Consider the following 17,468-nt stretch of genomic DNA (forward strand, 5'->3'; position numbering starts at 1 on the left):
GGTATCATGGAGTAGACAGAAGCATGTTTGACGGTCTAGGTGGGGTGGCGCTTTTGAAATGCCCTTGGGAGGGGTTTTTGAAGGATGTGGAGATGTGTCGTTTCTGGCGGTTTTGGAAATTTATTATGTGCCTTGGCAGTTTTTATTCTTGAGCGTGCTGTGTTTTAGAGGATGTCTCCAATGGCAGGTTTGCATGTATATGTAGGCGCTATGGCGGCGCGAATATACATTGCCGCCAAAGCACACTGCTTATTCGTTCAGATCCACAGATCGTTGACGGCCGTCCGCTCGCCGCCCTGGTCGCCGGTATTGCGCACGCCGCAGGGCTCCACCAGGAGCATGCGCACCTCGCCCTCGGCGAACGGCTTGTGCTCCACGCCGCGCGGCACCACATACATCTCGCCGGGGCCCAGGTGCACCGCGCCGTCGCGGAAATCGATGCGCAGGCGACCGGCGAGGACGATGAAGGTCTCGTCGGTGTCGGCGTGGCTGTGCCAGACGAAGTCGCCTTCGATCTTCACCAGCTTGAACTGGTAGTCGTTCATCTGGGCGATCACCCTGGGTTGCCAGCGGTCGTCGAACAGGGCGAGCTTGGCGGCGAAGTTGATCGCTTGGGTTGTGCTGGTGGACATCGGTGCGCTCCGGTGGTTGGTCTCTGGCGCCAGGGTAGGCGGCTACGGAGCGGGCGGTCTTGGATGATCGTGCAACCTGGCTAGGCGCGGCCGAGCATACGCAGCCAGCGTGCCGGCGGCAGGCCGTAGCTCTGGCCGAAATGGCGGGTCATGTGGCTCTGGTCGGCGAAACCGGCGGCAAGCGCGGCTTCGGCCAGCGTCTGGCCGCCGAGCATCAGCCGGCGGGCGATGTCCAGCCGGCGCTGGATCAGGTAGCGGTAGGGGCTGGTGCCGAACAGCGCGCGGAAATCGCGCGACAGGCTCCAGCGTTCGCGCTGGGCGACCTGCGCCAGTTCGTCGAGGCCCAGCGGGCGCTCCAGGTGCGCGTGGATGTACTGCCGGGCGCGCTCGGCGGCGACGAAGTCGAAGTGGCGCCTGCCGCGCGCCCGGTTGCCGGCCACGGCGTCGAGGGCGTGGGCCAGTTCGAACAGGGCGTCCTGTTCTTCCAGCGGCTCCAGCGGGGTATCCATGGCCTGTAGCAGGGCCCGGCTGGCGGCGATCAGGCGCGGGTCGTCGGACAAGCCCCCGCGCACGAACGGCAGCGGCCGGCCGCCGAGGGCCTGCTGGATCAGCGCCGGCTCGACGTAGAGCATCCGGTAGCGGAACCCTTCCTGGCTGCCGGCCTCGCCGTCGTGCAGCTCGTCGGGATGCAGCACCAGGCAGCCGCCCGGCAGGCTGTGGCGCTGGCTGCGGCGATAGCGGAAGCTCTGCACCCCGGCCAGGGTCTGGCCGATGGCATAGGTGTCGTGGCGATGCGGATCGTAGCCGTGGCCGGCGAAGTAAGCCTCGATGCGTTCCACCGCACCGTGTTGCGGGGCGCGTCGAACCCAGTCGCGGGGCGTATTGGCGTGGCTCATGGGGAAAGGCTCGTGGCGCGGAAGGTTCAGGCTAGCGCTTCGTTGGCGCGACTGGAATAGCCGGACGGCGTCTCGCCGAATACTGTGCGGAAGGCACTGGCGAAGCTGCTCGGGCTTTCGTAGCCGAGCGACCAGGCGACCTCGCCGACCGCCTGGCCCGCTGCCAGCCGTTCGACGGCCGCGTGCAGTCGCGCCAGTTGCCGCCATTGCGCGAAGCTCATACCGGTCTCGGCGCCGAACAGCCGGCTCAGGCTACGGCTGCTGAGGCCCGCCCAGCGTGCCCATTCGGCCGCCGGTCGCGGATCGCCGGGGTTGGCCAGCAATGCCTCGGCGATCCTGCGCAGGCGCGAATCCCCCGGATAGGGCAGGCGGGTCCGCTGGGGCACGGCGTGGCGCAGTTCGTCCAGCAGCACGCGCAGCAGGTTCTCGCGTTCGGTGCTCCAGGCGGAGCCGGTCGGCCAGCGGGTGGCGCGTTCGACGATCAGCGCCACGAAAGCCGAGCAGGCGAGCACGCCGGGGTGCCGGGGCAGGTCGCGGCAGTGTTCGGCGGCGAGGTAGGCGCTCCAGCCCGCCAGGCTGCCGTGGGAGTGCGCCGAGTGTGGGTGACCCGGTGGGATCCAGGCGATCTGGCGCGGAGGCAGGGCCTGGCGGCCATGCTCGTCCTCGACCACCAGAAGACCGCGCTCCAGGCAGTAGAGCTGGCCGCAGGCATGGCGGTGGGAGGCCGTGCGGCTGGCTGCGCGGTCGATGCGCAGGGCGAAGAGCGGGACGGGCAGGGGTTCCGGAAGCATTTGGCGGAAAAGCGACGATGATTGGCTCGGGATGGATAATAGGCCATTCGACTGCGGATGTAGCCTGGCGGCTCATCATTCTTGCCTGGAGCACGCCATGAAAGCCGAAGACATCCTTCCCGACCGACAGGACCGCATCCGCCTGGGCGGCGTGGAGATACGCAAGGGCAGCGTCGGCGCGTTCATCGCCAACGCCCGGCTGCTGCTTGAGGAGGAACTGCCCGCGGCGCAACGGCGGCAGGCTGAAGAAGACCTGCGCGCCCTGCTGCCGGCGATCCGGGCACTGGGGCTGCTGGAACTCTTCGAACTGCGCGACGCGCGACTGCGGACGCTGGTGGCGGATTGGGAAAACGCCGCTGGCCGCTCCTGAGAGCGGCACACGGGCACTGGAGGTATCAGTCGTCGATGCAGCTTTCGATCAGGCGTTGCAGGGCTTCGCGCTCACTGACCGGCGTGCGCATCGGCATGTGCGCGAGGCTGCCGTCGCGGCGCTCGATGATGTACTCGGTCTCGAAGTGCAGGGTGCAATCCTCGAGGCTCACATAGGTGACGCCATAGGTCGGGGCCTTGCGGGAGCGGGCTGAGAGCATGGATGCCTCCTTGGGCTCATTTCTTCTCGCTGGTCGGCGCGGGCGCGCTGGCCTGAACCGGGCGAGTAGGGGTCACTGCATTGCTGTAGAACGCGGAAGCGGCGAAGTAGCTGGCGAGGGCGCTGAAGCTGGACATGATCGGTTCTCCTGGGGAAGGGTGGGCGTCTGCCCTTGGAGAGCATGTTTGCCCAGCGGGAGAACCGGCAGAAGTAAAAAGCCTGCATGGTGTATATCGAGCGCGGTGATGGATCAAGCGACCCCCTCCAGCCTTGCGACTGTTCGCCGGTGTTACCATATGACGTGTTTTTTTCTCAGGAATTCCCATGGCCAAGCGTGGACGCCCCTGCGGCTTCGATCGTGAACAGGCATTGCGCCGGGCGCTCGACGTGTTCTGGGAGGCCGGCTACGAAGGCGCGACCATGGCCGCGCTGAAGGAGGCCATGGGTGGCATCTGCGCGCCGAGCATGTATGCCGCCTATGGTTCCAAGGAGGCGCTGTTCCGTTCGGCGGTGGAACTCTACCTGAGCCAGGAGTGCCAGCTTTCCAAGGGCGCCTTCGCCCTGCCGACGGCGCGCGAGTCGATCGCCGCGCTGCTGGAAAGCGCCGCCGTCAGCTACACCACGGAAGGCAAGCCGCGCGGTTGCCTGGTCGACCTCAGCACGACCAATTTCTCGCCGGCCAACAAAGGCGTCGAAGACTACCTGCGCGATCACCGGCGGCGCGCCGCGCGCCTGCTGCGCGAGCGTTTCGCACGAGGCGTGGCCGACGGCGACGTGCCGGCCGGAGCCGATCTCGACGCGCTCACCAGTTTCTACAGCAGCGTGCTTCAGGGCCTGTCGATCCAGGCCCGCGACGGCGCCAGCCGCCAGCAGTTGCTGGCCATCGGCCGCTGCGCGATGGCGGCCTGGGATTCCCTGCTGGCGGTCGAGGCCGCCTGACGCCACAGCGCGCCTTGACTGGAAAAAGCCCATGGATTCTCCGTGGGCAAAAACTATAACGCGTGATATAGAATTGATCCAAACCCCGGGCGAGGTCCTTCCGCGCGTGTCTCGCGCCCTGGCCATCGCCCGCTGCCGATTGGAGCCTTCATGACAACGCTTGCTGATATTCCCCTGTCCATGCTCGACCTGGTGCCGGTGCGCACCGGCGGCAGCGTGGCCGAAGCCCTGCACAACTCCCTGGACCTGGCGCGCCATGTGGAGCGCCTGGGCTTCAACCGTTTCTGGCTGGCCGAGCACCACAACATGGATGGCATCGCCAGCTCCGCCACCGCGCTGCTGATCGGCCATATCGCCGGCGGCACCTCGCGGATCCGCGTCGGCTCGGGTGGGGTGATGCTGCCGAACCATGCGCCGTTGGTGGTGGCGGAAAACTTCGGCACCCTGGAGACGCTCTACCCGGGCCGCATCGACCTCGGCCTTGGCCGCGCCCCCGGCGCCGACCAGGCGACCATGCGCGCCTTGCGTCGCGACCGCCTGGGCAACGGCGACGACTTCCCCGAGCAGGTCGCCGAGCTGGAAATGCTGCTCGGCCCGCGCCGTTCCCAGCAGAGCCTGCTGGCGGTGCCGGGCGAGGGTACCCAGGTGCCGATCTGGCTACTCGGTTCGAGCCTGTTCAGCGCTCACCTGGCGGCGCAGAAAGGCTTGCCCTATGCCTTCGCTTCGCATTTCGCACCGCGTTACCTGCACGAGGCGCTGCGCATCTACCGCAGCAACTTCCAGCCCTCGGCGGTACTCGACAAACCCTACGCGATGATCGGCGTGCCGCTGATCGCCGCACCTACCGACGAAGAGGCCGAGTTCCTCGCCACTACCGCCTTCCAGCGCGTGCTGGCGCTGATCCGCGGCGAGAGCCTGAAACAGAAGCCGCCGGTGGAAAGCATGGCGCCGTTGTGGCTGCCCCACGAGCAGGATGCGGTCGGCAGCTTCTTCGGCCTGGCGGTGATCGGCGGTCCGGAGAAGGTTCGTGCGCGTCTGGAGATCCTCCTGGAGCAGACCGGCGCCGACGAGCTTATCTTCACCAGCGACTTCTACGAGCACGCCCATCGGCTGCGCTCTTGCGAAATCGTCGCGGAGCTGAAAGGGGCGTGATCCGGGGCCTGTAGGGAAAATGATGTAGACCTGCGTGCGGTAGGGTCTTTCGGTGATAGGTTTTTTGGTTCTAAACTTAGAACTAAAAACAATAAGCCAGAGAGGAACCCTGCCATGCCGGTTGCACACCGACTGCTGTTTTCATTGACCGCCTTGCTGGCGGCGACGGCCCAGGCCGCCGTCGACGGCCAGAAACTCTATACCCAGGGCGGCGCCAACCCGGCCGCCGCGGCCTGCGTCACCTGCCACGGCGCCGATGGCATGGGCCTGGCCGCCGCCGGCTTTCCACGCCTGGCGGGCCTTCCCGCCGCCTACCTGAGCAAGCAACTGCATGACCTCAAGCAGGGCGGCAGTCGCGAGCACCCGGTGATGAAGGGCATAGCCGATGCTCTCGGCGACGACGAGATCCAGGCGCTCGCCACTACCCTCGCGGCAATGCCGGCGCCCAAGCCGGTGGCGCTGTCGCGCGTGGCCACCCCGCGCAGCCCCGGCGAGACCCTGGCGGTACGTGGCGCCTGGGAGCGCAACATTCCCGAGTGCGTGACCTGTCACGGTCCGGCCGGCAGCGGCGTGGGGGAGGCCTTCCCGCCGTTGCAGGGGCAGGGCGAGATGTACCTGAGCAACCAGTTGCGCGCCTGGCAGCTTGGCACTCGCCGCAACGACCCGAACGATCTGATGGGACATATCGCCAAATCCCTCAGCGAAGAGGAGATCCGCAGCGTCAGCCAGTTCTTCGCCACCCTCGGTCAGGCAGGAGGCCAGCCATGAACATGCCGTCGATCCTTTCCCTGGCCGTCGCCGGCCTGCTGGTCGCTCCCGTCCACGCGGCAACGGCGCCCTCGGAGCCGTTCCAGCCGCCGGCGGAAAGCAGCCTCCCGGACAACGCCTTCGGCGAAATGGTCCGCCAGGGCCAGGCGCTGTTCGTGGAAACCCGGAAGAACGCGCCGCATCTGGTCGGCAACCAGCTCAACTGCGTCAACTGCCATCTCGACCAGGGCCGCCGGGCCAACTCCGCGCCGCAGTGGGCGGCCTACCCGGTCTATCCGGCGTTCCGTGCCAAGAACAACAAGGTCAATACGTTCGCCGAGCGCCTGCAGGGCTGCTTCCAGTTCAGCATGAACGGCAAGGTGCCGGCGGCCGACAGCCCGGAGATCAAGGCCCTGACCGTCTACGCCTATTGGCTGGCGAGCCAGGCGCCGACCGGGGTCAGCCTGCCCGGACGCGGCTATCCGGACGTGGCCCCGCCGGAAGGCGGCTACAGCATCGAGCGCGGCGCCAAGGTCTATGCCGCGCAGTGCGCGATCTGCCACGGCGCCGACGGCCAGGGCCAGATGGCTCTGGGGCAGACGGTGTTCCCACCGCTGTGGGGCGCGCAGTCCTTCAACTGGGGCGCGGGCATGCACCGCATCAACACCGCGGCCTCCTTCATCAAGTACAACATGCCGCTGGGCAAGCCCGGTACCCTCAGCGACCGCGACGCCTGGGACGTCGCCGCCTTCATGAACAGCCACGAGCGCCCGCAGGACCCGCGCCTGGTGGACGGTTCGGTGGAGAAGACGCGGCAGAAGTTCCATGCCAACGACGGCGTCAACCTGTACGGACAGAAGGTCAACGGCGTGCTGCTGGGACAGGGAATCTGACCCTCGTGGCCTGGCGTCCGCAGGACGGAGACCCGGTCCGGCGGAAGCAGGTCGGCGCGGGGGTAGGGCGGATAACGCCAACGGCGTTATCCGCCGATGCCTGGGCCTCGGTCCGGCGGATAGCCGCGGGCGGCTATTCGCCCTACGGGGGCCGGTTGGCGGGTGGGCCCGCGCATCACTCGCGCAGCGGCATTTCCAGCGTCACCCGCAGGCCGTCCGCGCGGCTGTCGAAGTCCAGCCGGCATTGGCAGCGTTGCACGATAGCCTGGACGATGGCCAGGCCGAGCCCGCTGCCGCCGCTCTTGCCGTGGCGCCAGAAACGCCGGGTGAGGTGCGGCAGGTCGGTTTCGGCGATGCCCGGACCGTGGTCGCGGACGTGGAAGCGCGCGCAGCCTTGCGCGGTTTCCACCGCCAGCTCCACCCGGGTGCCGGCGGCGGTGTGGCGCAGGGCGTTGTCCAGCAGGTTGCGCAGCGCGGCGATGGCCAGCACCGAGGGGACTTCCAGCGGCGCCTCGGACAAGCCGTCGGCCAGCTTCAGCTCGAACATCCGCACGTCGCCGTGGCCGGCGTCGTGCATGGCTACCCGGGCGGCGTCCTCGGCGCTGCATTGCACGCCGTCGTCGAACGACAGGCTGCCTTCCACCCGCGCCAGCAGCAACAGCTGGTCCAGCGTCCGGTGCAGACGGTCGGCGCCTTCCTCGGCGTGGGCCAGGGCCTGCTCGGCGGCGGCGCCCTCGGTCATGCGCGCGACCTGCAGGTGGGTCTTGATCGCGGTCAGCGGGCTGCGCAGCTCGTGGGCGGCATCGCCGGTCAGGCGTCGCTCGCGTTCGATGGCCTGGGCGATGCGCTGGAACAACTGGTTCTGGGTTTCCACCAGCGGCTTCAGTTCGCTCGGCAGGGCCGCCAGCTCCAGTGGCTCCAGCGAGTCGGCGCCACGTCGGGTGAGGGCGTCGCGAATCCGCTTGAGCGGCGCCAGGCCCTGGCCGGCGCCGAGCCAGAGCAGGGCCAGGCTGCCGAGCAGGGCGACCGTCACCGGCACCGCGGCGGCCACCACCACCGAGCGTTGCAGCACGTCGCGCTCTTCCAGGCGGTCGGCGGTGCTGACCCGCAGATCGCCGGCCTGCACGGTGAAGCTGCGCCACAGCACGCCGTTGATTTCCTGGTCGCGGAAGCCGCTGGCGGTGCTGTCCAGCGCCCGCTCCGGGGTGGCATGGCTCTGCGCCAGGACTTCGCCGCGCAGTGAGCTGACCTGGCAGGCCATGCCGTTGGGAATTCCCAGTTGCTCCGCGCTCAGGCGCGTGGTCTGGCCGTCCGCCGGCTGCGGCTGCGGCAACTGCTGGAGCAGGCCGGCAACCATCCGCGCCGAGGCCGCCAGGCGTTGGTCGAAGGAGCGCATCATCTGCCCGCGCAGGTCGCAGAGCATCCAGGCCGCGGCCAGCGACCAGAGCAGGATGAAGGCCGAGCCGAGGATCAGGGTCAGGCGCAGGCGCAGGCTCATGCGTCGTCTCCGTCGCCGCGCGCCGGCCCGAGGCGGTAGCCGAGGCCGCGCACGGTCTGCACGATGGCGTTGCCGAGCTTGCGCCGCAGGTGATGGATGTGGACGTTGAGGGCGTTGCTCTCGACCTCGTCGCCGAAGCCATAGACGCTGTCCTTGAGCTGCTCGCCGCTGAGGATCCGCCCGCGGTTGTTGAGCAATGCCTGCAACAGCGCCTGTTCGCGTCGCGACAGCTCCACGGGGCGACCGTCGAGCCAGGTTTCGCGGGTGCTCGGATCGTAGCTGAGGCGACCGTGTTCGATGACGTTGACGCAGCGCCCGGCGGAGCGCCGCTGCAAGGTATGCAGGCGGGCGCCGAGTTCGCGCAGGTCGAAGGGCTTGAGCAGGTAGTCGTCGGCGCCGGCCTGCAACCCGGCGACCCGGTCGGTCACCGCGTCGCGCGCGGTCAGCACCAGCACCGGCAGGTCGACGCCCTGCTGGCGCAGGCGTTGCAGCAGGCGCAGGCCGTCCTCGTCGGGCAGGCCGAGATCGAGGACCAGCACGTCGAAGCGCGCCACCTGGAGCAGCGCCTGGGTATCGGCGGCGCTGGCCACCCGGTCCACGGTCAGGCCCTGGGCGTTGAGGCCGGCGACGATGCCGCTGGCGATCAGGTCGTCGTCTTCGGTGAGCAGTACATGCATGGCGGTATCGCTGGTTAAAGGGATAGGAGTCTGAAGCGGGCGAATTAAGCCAGGATTATGCCCCGCCCGGCGCGTCGCCGGGGTTTTCCCGTGGCCGCGTTAACGGCCTGTTAATCGTCGCTGGCCATGCTGCCGCCGAGTTCATCGTAGAAGGCGTTATCCATGCGTGTGTTGATCCTGCTCCTGATGCTCCTGCTGCCGGGCCTGTCCCAGGCGCAACCGGGCGACGACCTGTTCGCGCCGCGCGGCGCGACGCAGACGGATTTCCTGCCGGTGGAGAAAGCCTTCCGCTTCACCTGGGAGCGCCTCGACGACGGCCAGGTGCAACTGCGCTGGCAGATCGCGCCGGGCTACTACCTGTACCAGAAGCGCCTGCGCTTCGACGGACTCGACCCGGCCTTGCAGCCGCAGCTGCCGCCCGGCGAAAGCCACAGCGACGAGTTCTTCGGCGAGTCGCAGGTCTATCGCCAGAGCCTGGAACTGACCCTGCCGGCGGCCGCCGCCGGACAACTGCGCCTGGGCTGGCAGGGCTGCGCCGATGCCGGCCTGTGCTATCCGCCGCAGAGCCAGGCGCTCGACCTGGGCGGTACCGGCCCTGCCGCCGCCGGGACGAGCGGCGAAGTCGCCGAGGACCAGGGCCTGGCCGGCAGCCTGCAGGCCGGCAACCTGGCCTGGAGCCTGTTGCTGTTCTTCGGCCTCGGCCTGCTGCTGGCGTTCGCTCCCTGTTCGCTGCCGATGCTGCCGATCCTCGCCGGGCTGGTGGTCGGCAGCGGCGCCGGCCCTCGTCGCGGCCTGCTGCTGGCCGGTAGCTACGTGCTGAGCATGGCGCTGGTCTACGCCGGACTCGGGGTGGTCGCGGCGCTGCTTGGCGGCAACCTGCAGGCCTGGCTGCAACAGCCGTGGCTGCTGGGCAGCTTCGCCGCGCTGTTCGTGTTCCTCGCGCTGCCGATGTTCGGCTTCTTCGAACTGCAACTGCCGGCTGCCCTGCGCGACCGCCTCGACGGTCTCAGTCGCGGCCGCAAGGGCGGCAGCCTGGCCGGCGCCGCTGCGCTCGGCGCGTTGTCCGGGCTGCTGGTGGGACCGTGCATGACCGCGCCGCTGGCCGGCGCCTTGCTCTATATCGCGCAGACCGGCAATGCCCTGCATGGCGGCCTGGTGCTGTTCAGCCTGGGCCTCGGCATCGGCATGCCGCTGTTGCTGCTGGTGACGGTCGGCAGCCGCTTCCTGCCCAAGCCCGGTCCCTGGATGAACCTGGTCAAGGGCGTGTTCGGCTTCCTTTTCCTCGGCACCGCCTGGATACTCCTGCGTCCGCTGCTCGGCGAGGCGCTGTGGATCGGCCTTGGCGGCGCGTTGCTGCTGGTCCTGGCCTACGCCGCGCTGCACACGGCGCGAGGCCTGGCGCGGCACGCGGTGCTGTTCGGCGCGGCGGGCTGCATCTTCGGTCTCTGGGGCGCGGCGATGTTGCTGGGCGCCGCGGCCGGGGCCGACGACCCCTGGCGTCCGCTACAGGTGTATGCGGCGGCGAACCGGGGCGCTACGCCGACGGCCAGCGCGCACGAGGCGTTCCTCACGGTGAGCCAGCCGGCCGAGCTGGACCGTCAGTTGGCTGCGGCCAAGGCCGAGGGACAATGGGTGCTGCTCGACTACTACGCTGACTGGTGCGTGTCCTGCCGGATCATGGAGAAACAGGTGTTCGCCAAGCCCGATGTGCTCGCCGCCCTGCAGGGCGTGCGCCTGCTGCGGCTCGACGTGACCGCGGACAACGCCGCCAGCCGCGAGCTGCTGCACCGCTACCAGGTACCCGGCCCGCCGAGCCTGATCTGGATCGGCCCGGAAGGCGAGGAGCGCCGCGCGCGCCGGTTGACCGGCGAAGTCGACGCCGGCGGCTTCCTCGCCCATTGGCAGGCGACCCGGGAGCGCGGCTGATGCTGAGTTTTTCCCTGGGGCCGCTGGTGGTCTCGCTGCAACACCTGCTGCTGTTCCTCGCCCTCGGCGCCGCGCTGCTCGGCGGTTGGCTGGCGGCGCGCGGTGGCGGGCGCAACGCCGAGCCGGTGCTGTTCAACCTGTTGTTGCTCGGCCTGCTGGTGGCGCGCCTGGCTTTCGTGGTGCGCTACTGGCCGCAGTACCGCGGCGACTTCGCACAGATGCTGGATATCCGCGATGGCGGTTTCCTCGCCTGGCCAGGCCTGCTCGCCGCCGTGCTCGGCGCGCTGTTCTGGGCCTGGCGGCGACCGGCGCTACGTCGCTCGCTGGGTGTCGGCGCCAGCCTCGGACTGGCGTTCTGGCTGCTTGGCAGCCTGGGCCTGGGCATCTACGAGCGCGGTACGCGCCTGCCCGAGCTGAGCCTGCGCAACGCCGCCGGCGAGTCGGTGCAACTGGCCGATTTCCGGGGCCGCCCGCTGGTGATCAACCTCTGGGCCAGCTGGTGCCCGCCGTGTCGGCGCGAGATGCCGGTGCTGCAACAGGCGCAGGCGGAGAATCCCGACGTAGTGTTCCTCTTCGCCAACCAGGGCGAGAGCGCCGAGACCGTGCGCCATTTCCTCCAGGGCGAGAACCTGCGCCTGGACAACCTGCTGTTCGACAACGGCGGGCAGCTTGGCCAGCAGGTCGGCTCGGTCGCCTTGCCCACCACCGTTTTCTACACCGCCGAGGGCCGCCTGCTGGGCAGCCATCTCGGCGAACTGTCCCGCGGCAGCCTGGCGCGCTACCTCGAAGCCTTCGAGCCGGCCGCTGCCGCCCCCGCAACCAGGAGTTCCGAATGAGACTGCCGCGCAACCTGATCACCCTTGGCCTGGGCCTGACCCTCCTCAACGCCGGCCTGGCCACGGCGGCGGAGGAGCTGCCGGCGCCGATCCGCATGGTCCAGGAGAAGGGCGCCCGCATCCTCGGCAGCTTCGACGCCCCGGATGGCCTGCGCGGCTACGCCGCCGAATACCAGAACCAGGGCATGGCGCTGTACCTGACGCCCGACGGCAAGCACGTACTCACCGGCCACCTGTTCGACGCCCAGGGCAAGGACCTCAGCCGCGAACCGCTGGAGCGCCTGGTGTATGCGCCGCTGGCCAAGGAAATGTGGCAGAAGATGGAGCAGAGCGCCTGGATCGCCGATGGCCGTGCCGACGCGCCGCGCGTGGTCTACCTGTTCAGCGACCCGAACTGCCCGTACTGCACCATGTTCTGGGAGCAGGCGCGACCCTGGGTGGATGCCGGCAAGGTGCAGTTGCGGCATATCATGGTCGGCATCATCCGCGAGGACAGCGAAGCCAAGTCCGCCGCGCTGCTGGCCAGCAAGGACCCGCAGAAGGCCCTGCACGACCATGAGCAGGCGGGCAAGGCCAGCACCCTGAAGCCGCTGGCGAAGATCCCGGCGGCGGTGCGCAAGCAGCTCGCCGGCAACATGGAACTGATGGAGTCGATGGGCGCCGCGGCGACCCCGGCGATCTTCTATCTCAATGCCGAGGGGCGCATGCAGCAGCAACAGGGCGCGCCGCAGCCGGACCAGTTGGCGGAGATCCTCGGTCCGCGCTGATCCTCCGGGCCGGCGCCGAGCCGCCGGCCATCTATACTCCCTGCGTTACGCCAACCCAGCGGAGCAAGGGCCATGGACGACGCATTCAGCGAGGAAGGCAGCGCGCAGCCGCGCCATGACGCTCAGCGTCCGGCGCTCGCCCCGCGGAGCGACGGTTTCGACATCCACACCTACCATCCCGACTTCGTCGCCGATCCCTATCCGCTGTTGCGGCTGATCCGCTCCCGTGCGCCGGTCTGCCGCGACCAGGCCTCGATCTGGTGGATCAGTCGCTATGCCGATGTTTCGGCGTGCCTGCGCGACCGCCGTTTCTCCGCCGACCCCGCTCGCCTTGGCGCCGCCGGCGTCCGCCAGGGCGGCGCCAGCTGGTTCGGCCACCAGCAATTGCAACCGCTGGCGCGCTTCTACGACAACTTCATGCTGTTCAACGACGCGCCGCGGCACACCCGCCTGCGCAGGCTGTTCGCTCCGGCCTTCGGCCCCGACGCCGTGCGCCGCTGGGAAGCGCGCATCGAGGTGCTGGTGGAAGAACTCCTCGACAGCTTGCTGGAGCGCCGCGAGCCCGATCTGCTCAGGGATTTCGCCGAACCGCTGACGATCCGGGTGGCCGCCGAGCTGTTCGGCTTTCCCCGCGAAGATACCGGGCAACTGCTGCCCTGGGGCCGCGATCTGGCCGCCGGGCTCGATCTCGCCGCCAGCCACGGCGATGCCGGGCAGATCAACCGCAGCGCGGCCGCCTTCAGCGACTACCTGCAACGCCAGGCGCGCGGCTGGAGCGATGGCTCTTCGCGCCCGCCGTCCGGCGCGGCGCCGAGCATCCTCGACGGCGCCGCGATGCTGGAGGCCGGACTGGGCCTCGAGGACCTGGTAGCGGCCTATGCCATGGTGTTCATGGCCGCCTTCGAAACCACCATCAGCATGGTCGGCAACGCTACGCTGGCGCTGCTCACCCATCCCGACCAGCTCGACCTGCTGCGGCGGTGCCCGGAGCTGGCGGCGAACGCGGTGGAGGAACTGCTGCGCTTCGATGGCGCGGTGCGCGGCGGCGTGCGTTGCACCCTGGAGGAGGTGGAGATCGGCGGCCAGCGGATTCCGCCTGGAGAGAAGGTCTGGCTGAGCTTCCTCGCGGCGAACCGCGACCCGGAGATGTTCGCCGCCCCCGACCGTCTGCAATTGCAGCGAGCGAACGCCAAGCAGCACGTGGCGTTCGCCCATGGTCCGCACTACTGCCTGGGCGCGTACCTGGCCCGGCTCGAATTGCAATGCGCATTGCGCGGCCTGGTGCGTCGCCGTTTCGCCCTGGCCTCGGAACCGACGGACCTGCGCTGGCGGCGCAGCTCGGTGTTCCGCACCCTGGAGCGCTTGCCGATCGTCCCGGAAGGCGACGCTCAGAAGACCTGCGAGTAGCGCAGGATCAGCCGGCTGCCCTCGCTGCGGTTGCGTGCGCCGTATTCGTGATAGGCGTTGAGGAACAGCCGCGACTTGCCCCAGCCGAACATCAGCGCCGGGCCGATGGCATCGACCCGCTCGCGGGAGTCCGGGCGGTCGTGGCCGTCGACCCGCTCGTCGGTGATCTGTCGCAGGCTGTAGCCGGACAACCCGAGCCGCCAATGCGCATCCAGCGCCAGCGATACCGAGTAGTTGGCGTGGAACGCCTGGCCCGGTTGCAGGTAGTCGTCGGCCAACGGCGGCGCCGGGTCGCGATTCTTGCCCGGCAACAGGTACTGCAGGCGAGCGCTGGCTTCCCAGCCTTCGGCGAACTCCCAGGTCAGCGCGTAGTGCGGGTTGAAGCTCCAGTGGTTGCTGCCGGGATTGATCGCCCGATGCCTGTCGTAGCGCCCGGTGGGTAACTGGAAGGCGAGGTTCAGGCGCTGCCAGTAGGGCCGGCCGAACAGCTCGGTCTGCGGCCATTGCAGGATGAACGGACTGACGATCAGGTTGCCGAGGCCGTTGGCGCTGCCGGCGTGGGGTTCGAAGTCGGGATCGGCGAGCAGCACCGGGACGAGGATTTCCGCGCCGTAGTAGGCGCCGAACAGCTGGTGCTGGCTGATGTGGGCGAAGTGGCTGGTGGCGAGCAGGGTGCGCAGGCGGTTGTCGAGCGGGCGCCGGTGACCGTTGGCGTCCATGAAGTCGTCGGCCTCGTAGATATTCACGAACTGCTGGAACAGCGTGCCGGGCAGGGCCTTGCCGTCGAGGAAGGAGGTCTGGCCGAGGTTCATCCCCGGCAGCGCGGCGATAGCCTGGAACGAGGGCAGCAGCAGGGGCAGGGCCAGCAGGCTGGCCCGGATGCGGGTGGTCATGGGCGTGTCCTTCTTGTTGTTGTTTTCCACGGGGCAGCGCGTCAGTCCGGCAGGTAGTCGGGCTGGCGCTCGGGGCTGGCGCGCTGGAAGGCTTCGAGCGCCAGGCAGCGCCCCTCCAGTTCGAGCAACGCCGGGTAGGGCGCCAGGTCACAGCCCATGCGCCGGGCGTTGGCCAGTTGCGGTACCAGGCAGCACTCGACGATGCCCGCTGCGGCGCCGGCGAAGAAGGCGCCGCGACGGTGTCGGTTCAGCAGGGTCTCCGCCGCCGCCAGGCCCTCGGCGACCCAGTGCGCGTACCAGCGCTGGCGGTCCTCGGCGTCTATGCCGAGGACCTGGGTCAGGTACTTGAGCACCCGCACGTTGTTCAGCGGATGGATGTCGCAGGCCACCAGCAGGGCCAGTTCCAGCGCCTGGGCGCGATGCAGTGGGTCGAGAGGGATCAGGCGCGGTTCGGGCTGCACGGCGTCGAGGTAGTCGATGATCGCCAGCGACTGGCTGAACCGGCGGCCGTCGGCGTCGACCAGGGTCGGCAGCGCGCCCATCGGGTTGCGCTGGCGGTCGGCCGGGCGCAGTTGCTCGCCCTGCCGCAGGTTGACCGGCACTACCTGGTAATCCAGGCCTTTCAGGGCCAATGCGATACGCACCCGATAGGACGTGGAGCTGTTGAAGAAGCTGTAGAGCTGCATGGAAAGTCCTGTTCAGAGAGTGGTGGGAGAAGGCCTGGCCCGGCGCCGGCCCAGGCGATGCACGGCCACGGCGGCGAGCAGCGCCGGGATCACCAGCAGGGCGAGGATGCCGCTGAAGCCCAGGCCCAGGCCGAGCAGGGCGCCGCCGCTAAGGGAGCCGACGATCGAGCCGATGCGGCCCAGGCCGAGGGCCCAGCTGACCCCGGTGGCGCGGCTGCGGGTCGGATAGAAATCGGCGGCCAGGGCGTTGGCGCCGACCTGCGAGCCGCTGATGCAGAAACCGACGCCGGCGACGCACAGCGCCAGCAGGGCGAAGCTGTGGTAGAGGCTGGCGATGCCGAGGATGAACAGGGCGCCGCCGACGTAGGCCAGGCTCAGCACCCGGTGCGCGTCGAAGCGATCCATGGCGCTGCCCAGGAGGAGTGCGCCGAGGGTGCCGCCGAGCTGGAACATGGCGCTGATCGTCGCCGCCTCGCCGAGACTGAAGCCGGTGCCGCCGATCAGCGTCGGCAGCCAGTTGGTCAGCAGGTAGATGATCAGCAGGCCCATGAAAAAGGTGGCCCAGAGCAGCAGGGTGCCGCCGCGCAGCTCGGCGCCGAGGATCTGCCGCAGGGGCGAGGTGCCGTCGGACTCGTCGGCGGGCAGTTCGAGGCGTCCGGCCCAGCCGTCGGGCAGGCGCCCCAGGCGTTCGAGGATGCGCCGCAGGCGCGCCGCGTCCGGTGCGCGGCGGGCGAGGAAGCGCACCGACTCCGGCAGGCATGCCCAGAGCAGCGGCAGGCTCGCCAGGGGCAGGCCGCCGCCGAGCAGCAGCACGCTTTCCCAGCCCAGCGCCGGGACCATCCGCGCGGCGAGCAGGCCGCCCAGCGCCGAGCCGAGGGTGAAGCCGCAGAACATCGCGGTAACCATCAGCGCGCGGTGCCGGCGCGGGCAGTATTCGGAGGTCAGGGTGATCGCGTTGGGCATCGCCCCGCCCAGGCCGAGGCCGGTGAAAAAGCGCAGCAGGGCCAGGGTTTCCACCGAACCGGCGTAGGCCGAGGCGAGGCTCCAGCCGCCGAAGAACAGCACCGAGAGCAGGAGCACGCTCTTGCGTCCGAAACGGTCGGCCAGCGGGCCGGCGGCGAAGGCGCCGAGGGCCAGGCCGGCCAGTGCGGCGCCGAGGATCGGGCTGAGTTGCGCCGGGCTCAGTTGCCAGTCGTGGGCCAGGGCCGGGGCGATGAAGCCGATGGCGGCGGTGTCGAATCCGTCCATGGCGACGATCAGGAAGCACAGCGACAGGACTCGCAACTGGAAGGCGGAAACCGCCTGCGCATCGATGAAGGCCTGGACGTCGATCTTGTTGTTCTTGTCGGGCGTAGGCATGAGCGTTCCTCGGCCGTCGCCGTGGCGACAGCCCGGATGAAGGGCAGGGTGGGCCCGCGCCGTGCGCGGGCGGTGGGTCAGACCACGCGGACGCTGAGTTCGCCGAGGCCGTCGATGGCGCCGAGCATCCGCTCGCCGCGCTCGACCGCGCCGACGCCTTCCGGGGTGCCGGTGAAGACCAGGTCGCCGGGGCGCAGCTCGAAGAAGCGCGACAGGTAGCTGACGGTTTCCGCCACCGACCAGATCAACTGGTCGATGTCGCTGCGCTGGCGATCCTCGCCGTCGACCTGGAGGCTGATGGCGGCGTGGCGCGGATGGCCGACCTGGCTGGCAGGGTAGAGCGGGCCGATCGGCGCCGAGCGGTCGAAGGCCTTGCCGATCTCCCAGGGCCGGCCCATCTCGCGCATGCGCATCTGCAGGTCGCGGCGGGTCATGTCCAGGCCCACCGCGTAGCCCCAGACGTGTTCCTCGGCCTGCTCCAGGGGGATGTCGCAGCCGCCCTTGCCGATCGCCGCCACCAGTTCGATCTCGTAGTGGTAGTTGCCGGTCTGGCTCGGGTAGGCCAGCTCCAGGGTGCTGCCGGCGGCGACCGGGACCACCGCGTCGGCCGGCTTGCAGAAGAAGAACGGCGGCTCGCGCTTGGGATCGAAGCCCATTTCCCGGGCGTGGGCGGCGTAGTTGCGGCCGACGCAGTAGACCCGCCGCACCGGGAAGGTCTGGTCGCTGCCATGGATGGTGAGGCTGACGGGCGCTTCGGGCGCGAAGAGATGGTTCATGGGA

20 protein-coding genes are annotated in these 17,468 nt (G+C 69.2%); 9 read left to right on the forward strand and 11 right to left on the reverse strand.

Going from position 1 to position 17,468, the window contains the following annotated elements:
- Positions 1-257: 257 nt before the first annotated feature.
- From ACI766_RS13070 to ACI766_RS13080, 3 genes are all read right to left on the reverse strand, one after another.
- Positions 258-632 (reverse strand): cupin domain-containing protein, encoded by a 375-nt coding sequence (locus ACI766_RS13070; RefSeq protein WP_003089825.1) that lies wholly within the window; start codon positions 630-632, stop codon positions 258-260.
- Positions 633-712: 80 nt separating this feature from the next.
- Positions 713-1,528 carry an AraC family transcriptional regulator gene (locus tag ACI766_RS13075; RefSeq protein WP_003113300.1) on the reverse strand — a complete coding sequence of 272 codons (816 nt, stop codon included), beginning with the start codon at positions 1,526-1,528 and terminating at the stop codon, positions 713-715.
- 26 nt (positions 1,529-1,554) lie between these two features.
- Complete coding sequence (locus tag ACI766_RS13080; protein WP_003122659.1) at positions 1,555-2,319, reverse strand: AraC family transcriptional regulator; 765 nt, start codon at positions 2,317-2,319, stop codon at positions 1,555-1,557.
- Positions 2,320-2,416: 97 nt separating this feature from the next.
- On the opposite strand from ACI766_RS13080, the gene ACI766_RS13085 reads away from it, so the two are divergent.
- The gene (locus ACI766_RS13085; RefSeq protein ID WP_003089816.1) at positions 2,417-2,689 is read left to right on the forward strand and encodes a hypothetical protein; all 273 of its coding nucleotides are present in this window, start codon (positions 2,417-2,419) and stop codon (positions 2,687-2,689) included.
- A gap of 25 nt (positions 2,690-2,714) precedes the next feature.
- Here ACI766_RS13085 and ptrC read toward each other — a convergent pair whose 3' ends face one another.
- Both ptrC and ACI766_RS13095 read right to left on the reverse strand, forming a co-directional pair.
- Positions 2,715-2,909, reverse strand: coding sequence for a type III secretion system co-regulatory protein PtrC (ptrC, locus tag ACI766_RS13090; RefSeq protein ID WP_003089814.1), 195 nt, complete (start codon positions 2,907-2,909; stop codon positions 2,715-2,717).
- Between the two features lie 16 nt (positions 2,910-2,925).
- Positions 2,926-3,045 carry a PA2485 family small membrane protein gene (locus tag ACI766_RS13095; protein ID WP_003089810.1) on the reverse strand — a complete coding sequence of 40 codons (120 nt, stop codon included), beginning with the start codon at positions 3,043-3,045 and terminating at the stop codon, positions 2,926-2,928.
- Between the two features lie 187 nt (positions 3,046-3,232).
- Here ACI766_RS13095 and ACI766_RS13100 point away from each other — a divergent pair, with 187 nt between their 5' ends.
- The 4 genes from ACI766_RS13100 (at position 3,233) to ACI766_RS13115 (ending at position 6,639) form a co-directional block, all read left to right on the forward strand.
- Entirely contained in the window at positions 3,233-3,847 is a 615-nt protein-coding gene (locus ACI766_RS13100; protein WP_003089808.1) for a TetR/AcrR family transcriptional regulator, read from the forward strand.
- Positions 3,848-3,997: 150 nt separating this feature from the next.
- Positions 3,998-4,999: an LLM class flavin-dependent oxidoreductase gene (locus ACI766_RS13105; RefSeq protein ID WP_003113297.1), complete on the forward strand. Its 1,002-nt coding sequence runs from the start codon at positions 3,998-4,000 to the stop codon at positions 4,997-4,999.
- A gap of 114 nt (positions 5,000-5,113) precedes the next feature.
- A complete protein-coding gene (locus ACI766_RS13110; RefSeq protein ID WP_015648902.1) occupies positions 5,114-5,767 on the forward strand; it encodes a c-type cytochrome in 654 nt (217 codons plus the stop codon).
- Entirely contained in the window at positions 5,764-6,639 is an 876-nt protein-coding gene (locus ACI766_RS13115; RefSeq protein WP_003103565.1) for a c-type cytochrome, read from the forward strand. The genes ACI766_RS13110 and ACI766_RS13115 overlap by 4 nt, the downstream gene beginning before the upstream one ends.
- A 175-nt stretch (positions 6,640-6,814) precedes the next feature.
- Here ACI766_RS13115 and ACI766_RS13120 read toward each other — a convergent pair whose 3' ends face one another.
- Both ACI766_RS13120 and ACI766_RS13125 read right to left on the reverse strand, forming a co-directional pair.
- A complete protein-coding gene (locus ACI766_RS13120; protein ID WP_003103567.1) occupies positions 6,815-8,137 on the reverse strand; it encodes an ATP-binding protein in 1,323 nt (440 codons plus the stop codon).
- Positions 8,134-8,814 carry a response regulator gene (locus ACI766_RS13125; RefSeq protein ID WP_003103570.1) on the reverse strand — a complete coding sequence of 227 codons (681 nt, stop codon included), beginning with the start codon at positions 8,812-8,814 and terminating at the stop codon, positions 8,134-8,136. Before ACI766_RS13125 ends, ACI766_RS13120 begins: the two co-directional genes overlap by 4 nt.
- A gap of 162 nt (positions 8,815-8,976) precedes the next feature.
- Between ACI766_RS13125 and dsbD the strand changes: the two genes are divergently transcribed.
- The 4 genes from dsbD to ACI766_RS13145 all read left to right on the forward strand — a co-directional run bounded on the left by dsbD (position 8,977) and on the right by ACI766_RS13145 (position 13,750).
- Positions 8,977-10,740 (forward strand): protein-disulfide reductase DsbD, encoded by a 1,764-nt coding sequence (dsbD, locus tag ACI766_RS13130; RefSeq protein WP_003103572.1) that lies wholly within the window; start codon positions 8,977-8,979, stop codon positions 10,738-10,740.
- Positions 10,740-11,576 carry a TlpA family protein disulfide reductase gene (locus tag ACI766_RS13135; RefSeq protein WP_003089792.1) on the forward strand — a complete coding sequence of 279 codons (837 nt, stop codon included), beginning with the start codon at positions 10,740-10,742 and terminating at the stop codon, positions 11,574-11,576. The genes dsbD and ACI766_RS13135 overlap by 1 nt, the downstream gene beginning before the upstream one ends.
- A complete protein-coding gene (gene dsbG / locus ACI766_RS13140; RefSeq protein WP_003089790.1) occupies positions 11,573-12,343 on the forward strand; it encodes a thiol:disulfide interchange protein DsbG in 771 nt (256 codons plus the stop codon). Before ACI766_RS13135 ends, dsbG begins: the two co-directional genes overlap by 4 nt.
- Positions 12,344-12,415: 72 nt before the next feature.
- The gene (locus ACI766_RS13145; protein WP_003116880.1) at positions 12,416-13,750 is read left to right on the forward strand and encodes a cytochrome P450; all 1,335 of its coding nucleotides are present in this window, start codon (positions 12,416-12,418) and stop codon (positions 13,748-13,750) included.
- On the opposite strand, the gene ACI766_RS13150 is transcribed toward ACI766_RS13145, so the two are convergent.
- The 4 genes from ACI766_RS13150 to ACI766_RS13165 form a co-directional block, all read right to left on the reverse strand.
- A complete protein-coding gene (locus ACI766_RS13150; RefSeq protein WP_003113294.1) occupies positions 13,732-14,643 on the reverse strand; it encodes a transporter in 912 nt (303 codons plus the stop codon). The two genes, ACI766_RS13145 and ACI766_RS13150, sit on opposite strands and share 19 nt — an antisense overlap.
- 41 nt (positions 14,644-14,684) lie before the next feature.
- Complete coding sequence (maiA, locus tag ACI766_RS13155; protein ID WP_003113293.1) at positions 14,685-15,329, reverse strand: maleylacetoacetate isomerase; 645 nt, start codon at positions 15,327-15,329, stop codon at positions 14,685-14,687.
- Between the two features lie 12 nt (positions 15,330-15,341).
- Positions 15,342-16,688 (reverse strand): MFS transporter, encoded by a 1,347-nt coding sequence (locus ACI766_RS13160; RefSeq protein WP_003113292.1) that lies wholly within the window; start codon positions 16,686-16,688, stop codon positions 15,342-15,344.
- A 77-nt stretch (positions 16,689-16,765) separates the two neighbouring features.
- A complete protein-coding gene (locus ACI766_RS13165; protein ID WP_009876520.1) occupies positions 16,766-17,464 on the reverse strand; it encodes a fumarylacetoacetate hydrolase family protein in 699 nt (232 codons plus the stop codon).
- Positions 17,465-17,468 lie beyond the last annotated feature (4 nt).

The organism is Pseudomonas sp. DL (genome assembly GCF_047199225.1).
GTDB lineage: Bacteria > Pseudomonadota > Gammaproteobacteria > Pseudomonadales > Pseudomonadaceae > Pseudomonas > Pseudomonas aeruginosa.

What these genes read in the sequence shown, in the direction of transcription:
- ACI766_RS13070 (WP_003089825.1), bottom strand. Translation starts at nt 632, where the DNA reads ATGTCCACCAGCACAACCCAAGCGATCAACTTCGCCGCCAAGCTCGCC.
- ACI766_RS13075 (WP_003113300.1), bottom strand. Translation starts at nt 1,528, where the DNA reads ATGAGCCACGCCAATACGCCCCGCGACTGGGTTCGACGCGCCCCGCAA.
- ACI766_RS13080 (WP_003122659.1), bottom strand. Translation starts at nt 2,319, where the DNA reads ATGCTTCCGGAACCCCTGCCCGTCCCGCTCTTCGCCCTGCGCATCGAC.
- ACI766_RS13085 (WP_003089816.1), top strand. Translation starts at nt 2,417, where the DNA reads ATGAAAGCCGAAGACATCCTTCCCGACCGACAGGACCGCATCCGCCTG.
- ptrC (WP_003089814.1), bottom strand. Translation starts at nt 2,909, where the DNA reads ATGCTCTCAGCCCGCTCCCGCAAGGCCCCGACCTATGGCGTCACCTAT.
- ACI766_RS13095 (WP_003089810.1), bottom strand. Translation starts at nt 3,045, where the DNA reads ATGTCCAGCTTCAGCGCCCTCGCCAGCTACTTCGCCGCTTCCGCGTTC.
- ACI766_RS13100 (WP_003089808.1), top strand. Translation starts at nt 3,233, where the DNA reads ATGGCCAAGCGTGGACGCCCCTGCGGCTTCGATCGTGAACAGGCATTG.
- ACI766_RS13105 (WP_003113297.1), top strand. Translation starts at nt 3,998, where the DNA reads ATGACAACGCTTGCTGATATTCCCCTGTCCATGCTCGACCTGGTGCCG.
- ACI766_RS13110 (WP_015648902.1), top strand. Translation starts at nt 5,114, where the DNA reads ATGCCGGTTGCACACCGACTGCTGTTTTCATTGACCGCCTTGCTGGCG.
- ACI766_RS13115 (WP_003103565.1), top strand. Translation starts at nt 5,764, where the DNA reads ATGAACATGCCGTCGATCCTTTCCCTGGCCGTCGCCGGCCTGCTGGTC.
- ACI766_RS13120 (WP_003103567.1), bottom strand. Translation starts at nt 8,137, where the DNA reads ATGAGCCTGCGCCTGCGCCTGACCCTGATCCTCGGCTCGGCCTTCATC.
- ACI766_RS13125 (WP_003103570.1), bottom strand. Translation starts at nt 8,814, where the DNA reads ATGCATGTACTGCTCACCGAAGACGACGACCTGATCGCCAGCGGCATC.
- dsbD (WP_003103572.1), top strand. Translation starts at nt 8,977, where the DNA reads ATGCGTGTGTTGATCCTGCTCCTGATGCTCCTGCTGCCGGGCCTGTCC.
- ACI766_RS13135 (WP_003089792.1), top strand. Translation starts at nt 10,740, where the DNA reads ATGCTGAGTTTTTCCCTGGGGCCGCTGGTGGTCTCGCTGCAACACCTG.
- dsbG (WP_003089790.1), top strand. Translation starts at nt 11,573, where the DNA reads ATGAGACTGCCGCGCAACCTGATCACCCTTGGCCTGGGCCTGACCCTC.
- ACI766_RS13145 (WP_003116880.1), top strand. Translation starts at nt 12,416, where the DNA reads ATGGACGACGCATTCAGCGAGGAAGGCAGCGCGCAGCCGCGCCATGAC.
- ACI766_RS13150 (WP_003113294.1), bottom strand. Translation starts at nt 14,643, where the DNA reads ATGACCACCCGCATCCGGGCCAGCCTGCTGGCCCTGCCCCTGCTGCTG.
- maiA (WP_003113293.1), bottom strand. Translation starts at nt 15,329, where the DNA reads ATGCAGCTCTACAGCTTCTTCAACAGCTCCACGTCCTATCGGGTGCGT.
- ACI766_RS13160 (WP_003113292.1), bottom strand. Translation starts at nt 16,688, where the DNA reads ATGCCTACGCCCGACAAGAACAACAAGATCGACGTCCAGGCCTTCATC.
- ACI766_RS13165 (WP_009876520.1), bottom strand. Translation starts at nt 17,464, where the DNA reads ATGAACCATCTCTTCGCGCCCGAAGCGCCCGTCAGCCTCACCATCCAT.